General features: G+C 55.6%; 15 protein-coding genes. 5 read left to right on the plus strand and 10 right to left on the minus strand.

Annotation, left to right across the window (positions count from 1 at the left end; all coding sequences use genetic code 11):
• Positions 1-87: 87 nt before the first annotated feature.
• The 5 genes from ybaL to copA all read right to left on the minus strand — a co-directional run bounded on the left by ybaL (position 88) and on the right by copA (position 7,400).
• Positions 88-1,779, minus strand: coding sequence for a YbaL family putative K(+) efflux transporter (ybaL, locus tag CWS43_RS03985; RefSeq protein ID WP_101075526.1), 1,692 nt, complete (start codon positions 1,777-1,779; stop codon positions 88-90).
• A 232-nt stretch (positions 1,780-2,011) separates the two neighbouring features.
• Positions 2,012-3,229, minus strand: a complete 1,218-nt coding sequence (locus tag CWS43_RS03990; protein ID WP_101075527.1) for an MFS transporter — start codon at positions 3,227-3,229, stop codon at positions 2,012-2,014.
• 47 nt (positions 3,230-3,276) lie between these two features.
• Positions 3,277-3,756 carry a Cys-tRNA(Pro)/Cys-tRNA(Cys) deacylase YbaK gene (gene ybaK / locus CWS43_RS03995; RefSeq protein ID WP_101075528.1) on the minus strand — a complete coding sequence of 160 codons (480 nt, stop codon included), beginning with the start codon at positions 3,754-3,756 and terminating at the stop codon, positions 3,277-3,279.
• A gap of 247 nt (positions 3,757-4,003) precedes the next feature.
• Entirely contained in the window at positions 4,004-4,801 is a 798-nt protein-coding gene (locus tag CWS43_RS04000) for a TraB/GumN family protein (RefSeq protein WP_101075529.1), read from the minus strand.
• 49 nt (positions 4,802-4,850) lie between these two features.
• A complete protein-coding gene (copA, locus tag CWS43_RS04005; RefSeq protein WP_101075530.1) occupies positions 4,851-7,400 on the minus strand; it encodes a copper-exporting P-type ATPase CopA in 2,550 nt (849 codons plus the stop codon).
• Between the two features lie 231 nt (positions 7,401-7,631).
• On the opposite strand from copA, the gene CWS43_RS04015 reads away from it, so the two are divergent.
• The 3 genes from CWS43_RS04015 (at position 7,632) to cueR (ending at position 9,785) form a co-directional block, all read left to right on the plus strand.
• Entirely contained in the window at positions 7,632-8,555 is a 924-nt protein-coding gene (locus CWS43_RS04015) for an extracellular solute-binding protein (RefSeq protein WP_232776676.1), read from the plus strand.
• The gene (locus CWS43_RS04020) at positions 8,527-9,312 is read left to right on the plus strand and encodes an ABC transporter permease subunit (RefSeq protein ID WP_198555764.1); all 786 of its coding nucleotides are present in this window, start codon (positions 8,527-8,529) and stop codon (positions 9,310-9,312) included. Before CWS43_RS04015 ends, CWS43_RS04020 begins: the two co-directional genes overlap by 29 nt.
• Positions 9,313-9,383: 71 nt before the next feature.
• Positions 9,384-9,785 (plus strand): Cu(I)-responsive transcriptional regulator, encoded by a 402-nt coding sequence (gene cueR / locus CWS43_RS04025; protein ID WP_101075534.1) that lies wholly within the window; start codon positions 9,384-9,386, stop codon positions 9,783-9,785.
• Between the two features lie 9 nt (positions 9,786-9,794).
• On the opposite strand, the gene CWS43_RS04030 is transcribed toward cueR, so the two are convergent.
• The 5 genes from CWS43_RS04030 to tesA form a co-directional block, all read right to left on the minus strand.
• On the minus strand, positions 9,795-10,250 hold the full coding sequence (locus CWS43_RS04030; protein WP_101075535.1) for an NfeD family protein: 456 nt from the start codon (positions 10,248-10,250) through the stop codon (positions 9,795-9,797).
• A complete protein-coding gene (locus tag CWS43_RS04035) occupies positions 10,250-11,170 on the minus strand; it encodes an SPFH domain-containing protein (protein WP_101075536.1) in 921 nt (306 codons plus the stop codon). Before CWS43_RS04035 ends, CWS43_RS04030 begins: the two co-directional genes overlap by 1 nt.
• A gap of 236 nt (positions 11,171-11,406) precedes the next feature.
• Complete coding sequence (locus CWS43_RS04040) at positions 11,407-12,264, minus strand: co-chaperone YbbN (RefSeq protein ID WP_101075537.1); 858 nt, start codon at positions 12,262-12,264, stop codon at positions 11,407-11,409.
• A gap of 95 nt (positions 12,265-12,359) precedes the next feature.
• The gene (locus CWS43_RS04045; protein ID WP_101075538.1) at positions 12,360-13,136 is read right to left on the minus strand and encodes an SDR family oxidoreductase; all 777 of its coding nucleotides are present in this window, start codon (positions 13,134-13,136) and stop codon (positions 12,360-12,362) included.
• Positions 13,137-13,247: 111 nt separating this feature from the next.
• Positions 13,248-13,877, minus strand: a complete 630-nt coding sequence (gene tesA / locus CWS43_RS04050) for a multifunctional acyl-CoA thioesterase I/protease I/lysophospholipase L1 (protein WP_101075539.1) — start codon at positions 13,875-13,877, stop codon at positions 13,248-13,250.
• Here tesA and ybbA point away from each other — a divergent pair.
• Both ybbA and ybbP read left to right on the plus strand, forming a co-directional pair.
• Complete coding sequence (ybbA, locus tag CWS43_RS04055; protein ID WP_101075540.1) at positions 13,848-14,534, plus strand: putative ABC transporter ATP-binding protein YbbA; 687 nt, start codon at positions 13,848-13,850, stop codon at positions 14,532-14,534. The two genes, tesA and ybbA, sit on opposite strands and share 30 nt — an antisense overlap.
• Entirely contained in the window at positions 14,531-16,963 is a 2,433-nt protein-coding gene (ybbP, locus tag CWS43_RS04060; protein ID WP_101075541.1) for a putative ABC transporter permease subunit YbbP, read from the plus strand. The genes ybbA and ybbP overlap by 4 nt, the downstream gene beginning before the upstream one ends.
• The last annotated feature ends 58 nt before the right edge of the window (positions 16,964-17,021 follow it).

The raw sequence follows: 17,021 nt of genomic DNA on the forward strand, positions 1-17,021 counted from the left end.
CGCGAACCCTTATCGTGATGATTGTGGCACAGAAATCGAAGAGTGATGTTCAGGCGCAGTTCTGGAACTGCGCCTGAATTGATGAAATTAAACTGAACAAAATGGCCTTTTTTCGTCTTCGGTCATTATGTCAATTTGCAGCATATCCAGCATGCTGTTGGCAATTTCCCGCTCGCCCATCACTACGCGGTTCGCGCCGTGTTCCATGATGTAGGTGACTTCATCGTCATAATGCGCCCGGGCAATAATTTCAATATTAGGGCGCTTAGCGCGCGCCGACGCGACGATTTCACCGGCTTCATAACCATTCGGGATGGTCACCAGCAGCCAGCGTGCGCAGTCGAGGCGCGCCAGATCCATAATTTCCTGATTAGCTGCGTTCCCCAGCACGGTGCTGATACCCTGTTCGCGCAAGGCTTCAACGCGTGGCCGGGAGTTTTCGATGACCACCAGCGGAATACCGGCGGCTTGAAGTTTCTCGCCGAGCAGGCTCCCGACGCGGCCATATCCCACCAGCAGGGCGTGATTACACAGATCAAACGGGATCTGTTTTTCATCTTCCACGGCTTCTTCAACGCTCTGATCTTCGATAGTTTCTGTTTTCTCCAGATACCGTTCCAGCAGAGTAAACAGCAACGGGTTAAACATAATCGACAAAATTGCGCCCGCCAGCACCAGATTACGGCCATGCTCTGACAGCAGCCCCAGCGAGATCCCCAGACCGGCGAGGATAAACGCGAATTCGCCAATCTGCGCCAGGCTGACGGAAATCGTCAGCGCCGTGCGTCGCGAATGTCCGAACATCTTCACCAGGAAGAAGGCCGCAATCGACTTACCGAATACGATAATCGCCAGCGTGGCAACGACCGTCAGTGGCTCACGCACCAGAATCATCGGGTCAAACAACATGCCGACTGAGACAAAGAACAGCACCGCGAACGCATCACGCAGCGGCAAAGTGTCGTGTGCGGCGCGCTGGCTGAGTTCGGATTCGTTCAGCACCATCCCGGCGAAGAATGCGCCCAGTGCAAACGATACGTCAAAGAATTCGACCGCGCCGTAGGCGATGCCCAGCGCCAGTGCCAGAACCGACAGCGTAAACAATTCGCGTGAACCGGTGCTGGCGGTTTTCGCCAGTATCCACGGCACCACACGGCGGCCAACCACCATCATCAGCACCATGAAAGCAATCACTTTACCGATAGTCACCGCTAACCCGCTCAGCAGTTCCACCGGGCTTGAATGATGGCTTTCCAGCATACCGCTGAATGCAGGTAACAGAACCAGCGTCAGTACCATCACCAGGTCTTCCACAATCAGCCAGCCGATGGCGATTTGTCCGCGCTGGCTCTCAATAAGCTGCCGTTCTTCCAGCGCACGCAGCAAAACCACGGTACTGGCAGTGGACAGGCACAGCCCGAACACCAGCCCGGTTGCCAAATCCCAGCCCATCAGGCGTGATAACCCCATCCCAAGCAGCGTCGCTACCGCGATTTGCGCTACAGCGCCGGGAATGGCTATCGACTTTACGGCGAGTAAATCTTTCAAAGAAAAATGCAGGCCGACGCCAAACATCAGCAGGATGACGCCGATTTCTGCCAGCTCCGGTGCAAGGGAAGTATCAGCAACGAAGCCCGGTGTAAAGGGCCCGGCCAGCACGCCAGCGGCGAGATAGCCAACCAGAGGGGAAATTCGCAGGCGGTTGGCGAGCATTCCTAACAGGAAAGCGAGTACCAGACCGCCGACGATGGTAGTGATGAGAGGCGTAGAATGATGCATTCAGACTCCTTCTGGTTATGCACAAAGCAAATTTGTTGCAGATTGTTTCTAAGTTTATGGTAAAAATCGCTTTCGCGTTGAGGAATTTTGGCCTTTTTTGTGCGAAATCGGCTGCACACGATAAAAAAAATCCCAACGGACGATTTAAATGGGTTTTATCAGGCAGATATCAAGGGCGTAAGGGTTTTTGACGCTGCCGGTAACAGAATATCGGCAGCGTCAGGCAGGAACTTCAGGAGTGTTTACGTTCAATATTGGGCAGGAATGCGGTCAGTATCCCTAACAGCGGAAGGAAGGCACAAATCTGATAGACCAGCTCGATGCTGGTTCTGTCCGCCACATAGCCCAGAACGGCAGCGCCGAGGCCACCCATCCCGAAGGCCAGCCCAAAGAAAAGGCCGGACACCATACCGACTTTCCCCGGCATCAGCTCCTGCGCAAACACCAGAATAGCCGAAAACGCAGAGGCCAGGATTACGCCGATAATCACGCTCAGCACGCTGGTCCACATCAGGTTGGCGTGCGGTAAAAGCAGGGTAAACGGTGCAACGCCGAGAATTGATGCCCATATGACGTATTTTCGCCCAATCTTATCTCCGACCGGCCCGCCGATAATGGTGCCAGCTGCCACGGCGAACAGGAAAACGAACAGATGGATTTGCGCGCTCTGCACCGAGACGCCAAATTTATGGATCAGATAGAAGGTGTAGTAGCTGCTCAGGCTGGTCAGATAAAAATACTTCGAGAACACCAGCACCAGTAAAATCCCCAGCGACATCGCCACGGTTTTACGCGGTAACACGGTCACGGTATTTTTCACCGGCCCGCGTTTTTTCGCTATCTGATGCTGCTGGCGATACCACTTGCTGATTTGCAGTAATACGACAATCCCAAGTAGCGCCGCCAGCGAGAACCACGCGACGTTGCCTTTACCGTAAGGCGCGATGATTAATGCCGCCAGCAAAGGGCCGAGCGATGCCCCGAAATTCCCGCCGACCTGGAACAGCGATTGCGCGAGCCCGTGACGCCCACCGGAGGCCATACGCGCCACGCGAGACGATTCCGGGTGGAACACCGATGAACCGGTCCCCACCAGCGCGGCCGCCAGCAGCACAACCGGGAAACTTTGCGCCACGGCCAGTAACAGCAGGCCCGACAGCGTAAAGCCCATGCCGACGGGCAGCGAATACGGCTGCGGATGTTTATCGGTGTAATAGCCAATCAGCGGTTGCAGCAGAGACGCGGTAATCTGATACGTCAGCGTGATCAGGCCAATCTGGGTAAAACTGAGTGAGAATTCGTTTTGCAGCAACGGATAGATCGCCAGAATCAGCGACTGAATCATGTCATTGAGCAGGTGAGAAACGCTGATCGCCGCCAGAATAGAAAACGCAGTCTTTTTGACTGCGTCTTTCTGCGGGCTATCTGGCGTGGCCGTATTGTCGGTCATAGCAGATGAACCTGTCTTGTTTTATGTGTAGGGATGAGTGGAACCGGTCAGCCGGCTTTCGCGATCTCTGCAAACTGGCCTTTCAGTAAGCGGCAAAGATCGCCTGCCGCCAGTTCAAGATCAAGCCCGCGTTTACCACCTGAAACATAAATGGTGGAGAAAGTCTGCGCGGGGCTGTCGATGACGGTCGGCAACAGTTTTTTCTGCCCCAGCGGGCTGATGCCGCCCACCAGATAACCGGTTACGCGCTGTGCGATGGCGGGATCGGCCATATCGGCTTTTTTGGCACCGAGCGCTTTGGCGACTTTCTTGAGATCCAGCATCGACGCCACTGGCGTGACGGCAACGGCCAGGTTTTTGGGATCGCCATTGAGTGAAACCAGCAAGGTTTTATACACCTGACGGGCATCAAGCCCGAGCTTTTTCACCGCTTCGTCGCCAAAGTTGGTTTCGTCGCTGCTGTGTTCATACGGATGAAGAGTAAAACTGACTTTATTTTTTTCCAGGAGCAATACGGCAGGGGTCATACCTGTCTCCTTATTATGCTTTTTTGTTCGAAAAATCGTCATCAGCTCAATTTGATGAAATTTAACAACAAAGTATCTTTATTACGCGGAGGGGAAATAGTAGAGCAATGAATGGTTATTGCCAAGACCCGCTACAGGTTGCTACCCTGTGCGCGCCGGTGCTGCGCCTGAAAAGGCCGGCACTGAAGCTATAACAAAAAAATGAAATTCCTCTTTGACTGGCCGGCCTTAAAAACCGGCCATTTTTTTATCCCTTCAGCAGCTCAGGCAAGTTTCCTTCACCATACAGATGCAGCGCACCCACGGCGACCACGTAATTTCCCGGCGGAAGTTCTGAAAGCTGTTTTTTCCAGCGCACGTTGCGCTGATTCATCAGGATATCGTAGAGATCGTTGCTGAACGTATTCGGCAACTGTTCGACCGCCAGCCCCGGTTTAGCATCCAGCCACCAGCTGATCATAGTTTGCAGCAGGCGGGCGTTGGTGTGCCAATGCGTCAGGGTATCTCCGAGCAGCGCTCTGCCGTCGTCGGGCAGTTGCTGCAACAGTTCAAACTGTTCCTGCGGCCCTTCGAGTTCGATGACCTGCGTGTTCTGCTGCTTTGCTAATTGCAGCAACTGATAGTCGATGCCGTAATCCCCGCGCAAGCCCAGCCTCTGTGCCTGTGTCGCCTGCAACATCAGCGCAACCTGCCAGGCAGGAAGCGGGTTCAGCGTCCACATAGAAACGCCAAGCTCTTCGCATAAGCGCTCAACGTGCAGATATTCGGATTCGGTCAGGCGATCGGCCAGAGGCGGGAATTCGCCGGACATGCTGAAAGGGGATTCTGTTCCGCTGATATCGGCTTCGACAATCAGGGCATCGGCTTTTTGCAGGCGACGTAACAGTTGCGCGGGCAGCGGTTGCATATCCTGCGTGCCCATATGAATACTGCCGACCAGATGCAGGGTGCGATTGCCGGGAAGCTGAATATCAATGGCGGGGTAGGAATACTCGACGGGGAACAGATTACGAATCCAGCTTAATACCCGTTTGAACTGCGCCATAGTGCATGGTCTCCCGAAAAATGAGAGACCATGCTATCGCGCCAGCGGTTTAGCGAACAGGGGAAACGTCTTGTTTTTTCGGGGTAAAGCGTAAGAGGCGGTTTGCGTTAGTGACAACAGTAATGGAAGACAGCGCCATGGCGGCACCCGCGACAACCGGGCTGAGCAAGGTGCCGGTGAGCGGGTACAGTACGCCTGCGGCAACCGGAATACCGATAACGTTATAGACAAACGCGCCCAGCAGGTTCTGTTTCATATTGCGCAGCGTGGCCTGCGACATCGCCAGTGCATCGGCAACGCCGTTCAGGCTTGGCCGCATCAACGTGATGGCCGCCGTTTCAATCGCCACATCGCTGCCGCCGCCCATCGCAATCCCGACGTCCGCCTGTGCCAGTGCGGGCGCATCGTTAATGCCATCGCCAATCATCGCGACCTGCTGGCCATTTGCTTGCAACGCTTTAATCGCCTCGGCTTTTCCTTCAGGACGCACACCGGCAATCACCGTATCGATGCCTGCCTGCGCGGCAATGGCCTGCGCTGTACGTTGATTATCACCGGTCAGCATCACCAGCTGATAACCCAGCTGATGCAGGCGTTGCAGTGCGGCAACGCTGTCACTGCGCAGCGGATCCCGCAGGGCGAACAGCGCAGCAATTTCACCGTCTGCCGCCAGGAGCACTGGCGTTGCACCTTGTTCAGACATCGCTTCCAGCAGTGCAACGGCCTGCTGCGTATCGACACCGTTTTCCAGCATCAGTGCCTGATTTCCCAGCAACAGCGTTTTGCCTTCTGCCTCACCGCGCAGGCCCAGCCCGCCCAGCGTGCGGAAATTCTGCACGTCAGGAATAATCAGACCTTCTGCTTTATCCACAATCGCCTGTGCAAGCGGGTGATGCGAGCCCTGTTCCAGCGCGGCGGCAAAGCGCAGTGCCTGCTGTTCACTGGTGCCGCCGAAGGTATAGATATCTGTAACTTTCGGCTGGCCTTCCGTCAGCGTCCCGGTTTTATCGAATACCAGCGTGGAGAGCGTACTGGCTTTTTGCAAGGCATCGGCATCACGAACCAGCACCCCAAACTCAGCGGCGCGGCCGACACCTGCGGTAATCGACATCGGCGTCGCGAGCCCCAGCGCGCAAGGGCAGGCGATGATCAGCACCGTGGTGACGATCACCAGCGTGTACATCAGCTGTGGCTGCGGGCCGAAGAAATACCAGATTGCACCGCTAAACAGGGCAATCAGCACCACAGCGGGCACGAAGACGGACGAGATTTTATCCGCCAGTTTGCCGATTTCCGGTTTGCTGCTTTGCGCTTCCCGCACCAGTTTGATGATGCGCGAAAGTGTGGTCTGGCTGCCAATCGCATCCGCGCGGAACAGTACGCTGCCGTCTTTAACCAGCGTACCGGCATGCACTTTTTCACCCTGAGATTTTTGCTGCGGGATCGGTTCGCCGGTCAGCATCGCTTCATCCATCCAGGCTTCGCCGCTCTGGATTTCGCCGTCAACCGGTACGCGATCGCCGGTGGTCAGGCGCAGCGTCATACCCTGTTGGACATCGGCCAGCGGCAGCGTTTTTTCGCCTTCCGGGGTCACCACACGCGCCGTCGGCGGCGTGAGATCCAGCAGGCGTTCCAGAGCCTGTGATGAGCGCTGACGCCCGCGTTGTTCCAGCGCATGGCCAAGATTAATCAGGCCGATGATCATCACGCTGGCTTCGTAATAAAGATGCCGCGCCTGCATCGGAAAGGCATCCGGCCACAGGCTGACGGAAATGGAAAATATCCACGCCGCACCGGTGCCCAGTGATACCAGCGTGTCCATATTGGCACTGCCGTGCATCAGGTTTTTCCACGCGCTGCGGTAGAAATGGCCGCCCGCGACAATCATGATCAGCAGCGTCAGCAGGCCGACAATCAGCCAGCCCGTCTGATTACTGGCGGTCACCATCATCTCGCCGCCCAGCAATCCCCACAGCATCAGCGGGATACCCGCCGCCAGGCCGACAGCCGCCTGCCAGCTGAAACGGATCATGCTGCTGCGCGCCGTTTGCTGCTGGCGCTCGCGGCGCTTGGTTTCATCAATAATAATTTCAGCACCGTAACCCGCACGTTCAACCGCCGCGATCAGGGCATTCTGGTCAGCATCACCGCTGACCAGCGCACTGCGCTCTGCCAGATTGACCCGTGCGCGTTCGACGCCGTTCACGCCTTCCAGCGCCCGCTGCACTTTACTGACACAGCTGGCGCAGCTCATCCCGCTGAGCAGCAACTGAACACTGTCGGTTGAGGATGGCGTTTGCAGAACGTGATTTTCAGCCGGAACAGGTGACGCGGCCGCTGACAGGGGTTCCGGCAAAACACTCGCCTTATCGGTCAGCGGCTCAGATTTTGGGGATGTATCTCCCAACACCTGTGCTTCATAACCGGCATTGGTAACAGCGTCGATCAGGCTCTGGCTGCTGGCATCGCCTTTAACGATGGCTTTATCCAGAGAAACTTCAACAGCGGTTGTGCCCTCTACGGCTTCCAGCGCTTTACGCGTTGAAGCGACGCAGTGCCCGCAGGACAAGCCTTGCAGAGATAATACGGTAGTCGTCATGGTGGTTTTCCTCAGGTTAACTTTACACATGACAAAGGATAAACCTTCCAGCAAGGGGAAGGTCAAGCACCGGTTTGACACGAATCAAACCTTTTTCAGTTTTTGTCTGTTTACAATTTATTTAGAAATATTCCCTGATATTGTCTTATCGTTATGCGTCCGGATATATAACGAAAACAGTGATAACGGTAAGTAATAATCTAAAATAGGGTGACCATTACAATGGCAAAAATGCAAAAAACCTGGTTTCCGGCGACGTTGCTGGTAGCGGGACTGGCAGTTGCACAGATTTCACAGGCAGCGGATGATTTCCGTGTCACCTACGCCGGTTCGATGGGCGTGGTGATGGATAAATATCTGGGGCCGGATTTCGCGAAAGAAAAGAAAGTGAATTATCAGGGCCAGGGGCAGGGCGCGTATGGCATGGCAAATTTACTGGCATCCAAAAAAGTGGTGGCAGACGTCTTTGTTTCCATCACGCCGGGGCCGGTTGAAATTCTGCAAAAAGCCGGCATGGCCGGGCAGGCGATCCCGGTGGCCAGCACCAGCATGGTCATTGCTTATAATCCGAAAGGAAAATATGCCGAAAAATTTGCCGCGATAAAAGAAGGTAAAGCGGGCGCTGAGCCGTGGTGGAAAGTGCTGCAAACCCCGGGGTTACAGTTCGGCCGTACCGACCCGGTCAGCGATCCTCAGGGACAGAACATAATTTTCACCATGATGCTGGCTGAAAATTACTACAAACAGCCGGGGCTGGAAAAAGCCGTGCTGGGCGATGTGCAGAATCCTAAGCAGATTTCGGGCGAAGGCGGTCTTCTGACCCGTCTGGAAGCCGGTCAGGTTGATGCCGCGTCGGGCTACGAAAGCGCCACAATTTCCGCCCACCTGCCGTACATCAAACTGCCGGATGAAATTAACCTGAGCAATCCGCAGATGTCGAAAGACTGGTACAGCAAGGTGACTTTCAACGTGAAAGATTCCACCGGCAAAGAGAAAACGCTGAGCACCCAGCCGCTGGTCTTCTATGCGGTGGTCCTGAACAACGCGCCGCATCCTGAACTGGCGAAAGAATTTATCAGCTATATGCAAAGCGCCAAAGGTCAGAAGCTGTTTGAACAAAACGGCTATGACAAACCGAAGGGCGGAAACCTTTAAGTTGCGCGCGTCAGGACTGGCCGTTCCCGCACTGGTGCTGCTGATGGTGCCATTTGCTACGCTGCTTTTTCTGACGCCGTGGTCAGATTTTCACCTGGCCTATGGCGACAGCCACGCGGTGGCGGTTTCGCTTGGATTCAGTCTGGTATCGGTTGGCCTGATCATTTTGCTTGGGCTGCCGGTCGCCTTCTGGCTGGCGAAAACGTCGTCACGCTGGCGTACGTTAGTGGAAGTGCTGGTGCTGATCCCGTTGCTGACACCTCCGCTGGCGATGGGGATTTTGCTGGTGTCGGTTTACGGGCCTTACGGCTCGGTGGGTGAAACGCTTTCTGCTATCGGTATGACGCTCAATAACAATGCGCCCGCGTTTGTGCTGGCGCAGATTTATGGCGCGTTACCTTATTTCATTCTCTCGGCACGTGGTGCGCTGGAAGCGGTGCCGCGTGATGTCGAAGAGGCTGCGCAGACGCTGGGCGCAAGGCCCTTTCAGGTGCTTCTCCGGCTCACGTTGCCGCTGGCTTCGCGTGGAATTGCTGCCGGAATTGCCATCGCGTGGGTGCGGGCGATTGGTGAATTCGGCATTGTCATGGTGTTCTGTTATTTCCCGCAGGGTATTCCGGTCAAAATGTTTATTAACCTGCAAAACGACGGCGTGACGTCGGTGTATTCGCTGCTGTGGATCCTGCTTATCGTCACGTTACCTTTGCCCATGTGGCTGCTGATGCGCACCAAAAAACAGACCGTGCATTACAGTTGAGGATTTTCGTAAAACAGTAAACGCGTATACTGTTCAGATAAAGTGCAAAAACAGGGCGACGCGGAGGCGAAATGAATATCAGTGATGTGGCAAAAAAAACCGGGCTGACCAGCAAGGCGATTCGTTTTTACGAAGAGAAAGGGCTGGTGACGGCACCGGCGCGCAGCGAGAACGGATACCGCAGCTATGCACAAAAACATATCGAAGAACTGACGTTGCTTCGTCAGGCGCGGCAGGTGGGATTTACGCTGGAAGAGTGTCAGGAGTTAGTGGCGTTATTCCATAATCCGGATCGCCACAGCGCAGATGTGAAAGCACGCACTTTAGAAAAGGCCGCCGAAATTGAGCGGCACATTGAAGAACTTCAGCTGATGCGCCAGCGCCTGCTGACGCTGGCGGAATCCTGCCCCGGCGATGACGGCGCAGACTGCCCGATAATCGATAATCTTTCTGGCTGTTGCCACAAACACTAACGTCAGGCGTTACTGCGCAGGACGTTCTACGCGCAGCGTCGCGCCCTCGACACCCGTAATCACCACTTTATCACCGACTTCCAGCGGCGAAGCGCATGACGCCCGCCAGCTGCTGTCGCCGATTTGCACCCGCGTGTACTGATTTTTCAGCGGTTCCAGTACGGTGGCGTAAGTACCTACTAACTGCTGTCCGCGCTGGTTCAGCGCCGAATTACCGCTGGTTTTGTCCGTGCGCTGATTCAGCCATTTCCACCACAGCCAGGCGGCGATAATGGTCAGAAGGGCAAACGCCACGCCCTGCCATTCCCACGGCAGCGGCAAAATCCACGTCACCAGCCCGACCAGCGCCGCCGCTACGCCACTCCACAGTAAGTAACCACTTGCTCCCACCAGCTCTGCCGCCAGCAACAGACCGCCCAAAGACAGCCAGAACACATGCGGACTTGCCATGAAATCGCGAAGCATTATTTGCCGCCTTTGGTTTCTTTCAGCAGCTCAGCAATCCCGCCAATTGAGCCCATCAGGCTGGTGGCATCCAGCGGCATCATGATGACTTTGCTGTTGTTCGCCGAGCCGATTTTGGTCAGCGCATCGGTATATTTCTGTGCCACAAAGTAGTTAATGGCCTGAACATCCCCGGCAGCAATCGCTTCAGAGACCATTTTGGTAGCCTGTGCTTCCGCTTCTGCCGCACGTTCGCGGGCTTCAGCTTGCAGGAACGCCGACTGACGCTCACCTTCGGCTTTAAGGATTTGCGACTGTTTTTCACCTTCCGCACGCAGGATGGCGGACTGACGAACGCCTTCGGCTTCGAGAATGTCGGCACGTTTTGTACGTTCCGCTTTCATCTGCGCGTTCATCGCAGAAATCAGTTCAGCCGGTGGACGCACATCGCGAATTTCGATACGCGTAATTTTTACGCCCCACGGATTGGTGGCTTCATCAACGATATGCAGCAAACGTGCGTTGATGTTGTCGCGTTGTGACAGCATTTCGTCGAGCTCCATCGAGCCCAGCACGGTGCGGAAGTTGGTCATGGTCAGGTTCACGATCGCCTGCTCCAGATTGCTGACTTCATAGGCGGCACGCGCCGGGTCAATAACCTGAATAAAGCAAACGGCGTCGATGGCGACATTGGCGTTATCGCGGGAAATCACTTCCTGAGAAGGGATATCCAGAACCTGTTCCATCATATTGATTTTGCGTCCAATGCGGTCAACAAAGGGCACAACCAGGTTCAACCCCGGCATCAGGGTTTTGGTATAACGGCCAAAGCGCTCGACGGTCCACTGGTAGCCCTGTGGCACGATTTTGATCCCGGCGTAAACCACCAGCAGCGCCAGTAAGATCAGAATAAGGATAGGAATGGGAATGAGGTCAAACATAGTATGAAACTCCTGTAAAACGGTGTCCTGAATATTCCGGGGGAATATTCGAGTAAAAACATGTCCCTGGCGCACTCACCGAAAGTCAGGTGCGTGCGCAATTGTCGCACAAATAACTAACGCGTCGTATTAATAAAGGATAGTTCAGGGGATAAAAGGCAGGGAAAAAGGCGAAAAAAAACGCACGTCAGGAAGGGGGGAAGTGCCCGACGTGCGTAAGAAATTTTTAGCGTGAATCAGTACAGCAGGGAATATAACTGGCGACGATATTTAGCCGCCAGCGCGTCGCCGGTGCCGAGTGCCGCCATGATGTCCATCAGCGTTTTGCGCGCAGCGCCGTTAGCCGCACCTAAATCTTTTTTCAGCGGAGCCATCAGCAGTTCCAACGCTTCTTCGTTACGCCCGACCTGATGCAGCTGCAGACTCAGTTTGACCACCAGCTCGGCGTTCTCAGGATCCTGCTGTAATTCCTGTTGTAACAGCTGAATTTCAGGGGTGTCAGCCGCCTGTTTCAGCAGTTCAATCTGCGCAATCAGCCCCTGATAACGGGAATCTTTATCCTGCAACGGAATGGTCGCCAGCACGGCTTCCGCGTCGTCGGAGCGGTTGAGATGGATCTGGGTTTCTGCCAGCAACAAACCGATATCACTGCGGTAATTGCTCAGCTGCCACGCGTCTTTCAGCAGTGGTAAAGCTTCAGCTGCGTTACCTGCCTGCAACAGTTCCTGTGCCTGAGCGAGTTTCAGCTCTTCTTCTTTTGGCAGAACTTTTTGCAGCAGCTCGCGGATCACTTCTTCCGGCTGCGGGCCCTGGAAACCATCGACCGGCTGACCGTCTTTAAACAGGTAAACCGCCGGGATAGAGCGCAGACCAAATTGCTGGGCAATCATCTGCTCGGCATCGCAGTCCACTTTCGCCAGAACCAGCTGACCGGCATATTCCGCCGCCAGTTTGTCGAGGATCGGCCCCAGTTGCAGGCAATGCTGGCTGCGCTCAGACCAGAAGTAGAACATCACCGGCACCGACATGGATTGTTCCAGCGTCTGGTGCAGGTTGGTTTCGTTGATATCGATAACAGTAGGTTGTGCAAGCATGGATCAGTTCTCTCTGCTTAAGGCTCAAAATCATTTAACGCTTTAAATATCAAATGGGGGCAGCTTTTACGGCTTCAACCCCCGGCACCTTTTACTTAGCTGTTTCCGCGCAATATTTTGTCCAGCAAACGCGAAGGTAAAAGGCGTTTGAGCACGGTGAGCGCATGGGCGACCAGCGTGACCGGATACCGCAACCGTGCGCGAGGGCTTTCTAAAGCATGGTGCAGTTTTGGCAAAACGGCTTCCGGCGTCAGCGTAAAACGCCGCGCGATCCCCGGGTTTTCAACCGGCCGGTCAGCCTGTGACTGGTTTACGTTGGCGGTGAAATTGCTGCTCAGCGGGCCGGGTTCAATCAGGCTCACCTGAATTCCCGTGCCATGTAGCTCCATACGCAAAGTATCGGACCAGGCTTCCAGTGCATATTTACTTGCAGCATAAACGCCACGGCGTGGGGTGGTGATCAGCCCCATGACAGAGCTGGTCTGGATAATCCGGCCTTCCCCGTGGGGCAGCATGGCAGGTAACAGCAGCTGGGTGAGCTGATGTGTACCAAATAAATTGGTAGAGAACTGACGCTCGAACTGCTCTCGGCTGATGGTATCCAGCGGGCCATAAACGCCGTAACCGGCATTGTTAAACAGGCCGTAAAGACGGTTGCCCGTCAGCGCGATAACCTGCGCTGCGGCGAGTTCCACACTGTGTCTGTCATCAAGATCGAGCGCAATGGTCTCAAAACCGAGTTGCTGGAGCGTGTCGATATCGGCGCTTTTACGGCAGGCAGCCAGTACCCGATAACCCCGGGTGCGCAAATCCTGTGCGGAAACCAGTCCGATACCGCTGGAGCAACCGGTAATTAATACTGCTTTTTGCATAACTTTACCTGTGAGGTGTCCCTATTTTTTATGGCTGTGATTTACTAGGGAGTCGGGTGAAAAAGGTAACGTCTTGGTTTTAATCACGTCACGGTATTATTTATTGTAACCCTACTGCGTCACCAGTGGCGCGAGTTTGTCGGCCATCCAGCTGGCAATAAACGATTGTGCTGCCAGCGCCGGGTGCAGACCGTCATCCTGCATCCACTCCGGCTTAGCGGCGACCTGTTCCATAAAGAACGGGACCAGCGGAACGTTTTCCTGCTTTGCCAGCGCCGGATAGATCGCGTAAAACGCATCGCCATAACGGCGGCCGTAGTTGGGTGGCAGGCGGATTTGCATCAGCAGCGGTTCGGCGTTGGCCTGTTTTACCTGACTGATAATCTGAGTCAGCGTTTGTGAAATGTTTTGTGGCGGGAAGCCCCGCAATCCGTCATTCGCGCCCAGTTCAATCAGCACCCAGCGCGGATGATGTTGTTGCAGTAACGCCGGCAAACGGGCCAGCCCTTGCTCGGCGGTATCTCCGCTGATGCTGGCGTTAATAATAGTGGGTTTATCCCCTTCTTTTTGCCACTTGTTATTGAGCAACGACGGCCATGATTCGGCCACCGGAAGGCGATAGACGGCGCTCAGACTGTCGCCAATAATCAGTAAGTTATCAGCAGCTACGGCGCGAAAACTCAGCAATCCCAACAACATAAGGAAGGGGAGATGCCAGCGGAAAACGTTCTTGAAGTTCATCATCTTAGTAAGCACGTCGGTCAGGGTGAAGGACAGCTCACCATCCTGTCCGGTGTCGAGCTGGTTGTCAAACCTGCCCAGACAATTGCCCTGATTGGCGAATCCGGTTCCGGTAAATCCACGCTGCTGGGGATCCTCGCCGGGCTTGACGACGGCACCTCGGGCGACGTGATGTTGCTCGGCAAATCCCTGAACTCTCTCAATGAGGAAGGGCGCGCCGCGCTGCGGGCAAAAAACGTCGGATTTGTATTTCAGTCCTTCATGCTGGTGCCGACGCTGAATGCGCTGGAAAACGTGCAACTTCCGGCGTTGCTGCGCGGTGAAAGTGACAGTAACAGCCGTCAGCAGGCAGTGCAGTTGCTGGAAAGTCTCGGGCTGGGCGGGCGTCTGCATCATCTTCCTGCGCAACTTTCCGGCGGCGAACAGCAGCGTGTTGCGCTGGCGCGTGCGTTTATCGGCAAACCCAAGCTGCTGTTCGCCGACGAGCCGACCGGTAATCTGGATCGCGCCACCGGCGAACGTATCGTTGACCTGCTTTTCTCACTGAACCGGGACGCGGCCACTACGCTGATTCTGGTCACTCATGACGAACAACTGGCGGCGCGCTGCCAGCGAAGATTACGTCTGCGTGACGGGAAATTGTGGGAGGAAGCATGATCTGGCGCTGGTTCTGGCGGGAATGGCGATCGCCTTCGCTGCTGATCGTCTGGCTGGCGCTTACGCTGGCCGTGGCTTGTGTACTGGCGCTTGGCAGCATCAGCGACCGTATGGACAAACGGCTGGGCCAGCAAAGCCGGGAATTTATCGCCGGTGACCGCGTGCTGCGATCAGCCCATCCAATCACGGAAGCCTGGTTACAGGATGCTGTTACCCAGGGGCTGAAAGTCAGCCGTCAGTTGTCTTTTATGACGATGACTTTTGCGGGCAATACGCCGCAGTTAGCCGATGTTAAGGCAACCGATCTGGCGTATCCGTTATACGGCGCGTTGCAGACGGAACCGGCAGGGCTGAAACCTGAACCGGGAACGGTGCTGGTGGCACCACGTTTGCTGGCGTTGCTGAATGTGAAGGTCGGCGATGAGCTGGATGTCGGTGACACAACGCTGAAAATTGCCGGTGTCATTGTTCAGGAGCCGGATTCCGGTTTTAACCCGTTCCAGACTGCGCCGCGCGTGATCATGAATCTGGATGATGTGCCGAAAACCGGCGCGGTTCAGCCGGGCAGTCGTCTGGCATACCGTTATATGTTTGCCGGTTCGCCGCAAGCGATAAAAAGTTACGGTGATGCGATCAAAGGTTTGTTAAAACCCGATCAGCGCTGGACCGGTATGGAAGATTCTGACGGTGCGCTGGGGAAATCGCTGCAACGCTCACAGCAGTTTCTCACGCTTTCGGCATTGCTGACGCTATTGCTTTCCATTGCGGCCATTGCCGTGTCGATGGGGCATTACTGCCGCAGCCGTTACGATCTGGTGGCGGTGCTTAAAACCTTAGGTGCCGGCAAAAAGGCGCTGCGAAAGCTGATTATTGGTCAGTGGCTGGCGGTTCTGGTGCTGGCGGGGATTTGCGGCAGCATCGTCGGGCTGGCTTTTGAAGCCGTTCTGATGAAAGTGCTCGCACCGGTGCTTCCCGCGCAATTGCCGCCTGCCGGTGGCTGGCCGTGGGTCTGGTCGATGGGCGCGATGGTGGTGATTTCGTTGCTGATTGGCATCCGGCCATACCGCCAGTTACTGGCTACTCAGCCGCTGCGCGTGCTGCGAAATGACGTCGTAGCGAACGTCTGGCCGCTGCGCTATTTCCTGCCGGTAATGGTGCTGGTGGTGGTCGGGCTTCTGGCCGCACTGATGGGGGGAAGCTCTCTGTTGTGGTCGTTGCTGGGCGGCGTGCTGGTGTTATCGCTGCTGTTGGGCGTGATTGGCTGGGGTGCTTTGCTTCTGCTGCGCCGCCTGACTTTCCGTCAGCTTCCGTTGCGCCTGGCAGTCAACCGTCTGCTGCGTCAGCCGTGGGTAACGCTCAGCCAGCTGGCGGCGTTTTCCATGTCGTTCATGCTGCTGGCGCTGTTGCTGGTGATGCGCGGGGATCTGCTGAACCGTTGGGAGCAACAACTCCCGCCAGACAGCCCGAACTTCTTCCTGCTCAACATCACCAAAGAGCAGGTTCCGCAAGTGACGGATTTCCTGCATCAGCATAACGCGCAGCCGGAAACGTTCTATCCGATTGTCCGGGCGCGCCTGACGAAGATTAACGGTCAGATGGCGACGGATAAAATCAAACCGGACGATGCGGGCGGAGAAGCGGTAAACCGTGAACTGAATCTGACCTGGATGAACGGCTTGCCGGATCATAATCCGCTGACAGCGGGCAATGGCGCACCGAAAGCGGGCGAGGTATCCATCGATGAAGGGCTGGCCGGACGCCTCGGGTTGAAAACCGGCGATACAGTGACATTCAGCGGCGATACCCAGGAGTTCAGCGCCAAAATTACCAGCCTGCGAAAAATTGACTGGGACAGCCTGAAGCCGAATTTTTACTTCATTTTTCCGCCGGGTGCGCTGGATGCCCAGCCGCAAAGCTGGCTGACCAGTTTCCGTTATCACGGCGATGACAGCACCATCACGCAGCTGAACCGTCAGTTCCCGACGCTCAGCTTGCTGGATGTGGGGTCGATTCTGCGGCAGGTCGGGCAGGTCTTACAGCAGGTCAGCCGGGCGCTTGAAGTGATGGTGATTCTGGTGATGCTGTGCGGTGGTTTGCTGCTGCTGGCACAGATTCAGGTCGGGATGCGTCAGCGCCGTCAGGAACTGATCGTCTATCGCACGCTGGGTGCCAGTAAAAAGATGCTGCACCGCACGCTCTGGTGCGAATTTGCGGTTCTCGGGCTGGTGGCGGGCATTGCGGCGGCGATAGGTGCCGAAGTGGCGTTATGGCTGTTGCAGCGCAAAGTGTTCGATTTCCCGTGGCAACCTAATTACCTGATGTGGATCGCCGTTCCGGTGGTCAGCGCGTTGCTGCTGTCTGTCTGCGGAGGCTGGCTGGGCGTGAGATTACTGCGGGGCAGGGCGTTGTTCAGGCAATACGACTCGTAACCGTCATACTTCGAGCTGCGGATGCGTTGGCTGCGTTTAGTCACCCGAATCACTTACT

It is taken from the genome of Rahnella sp. AA (assembly GCF_002834385.1).
Classification (GTDB): domain Bacteria; phylum Pseudomonadota; class Gammaproteobacteria; order Enterobacterales; family Enterobacteriaceae; genus Rahnella.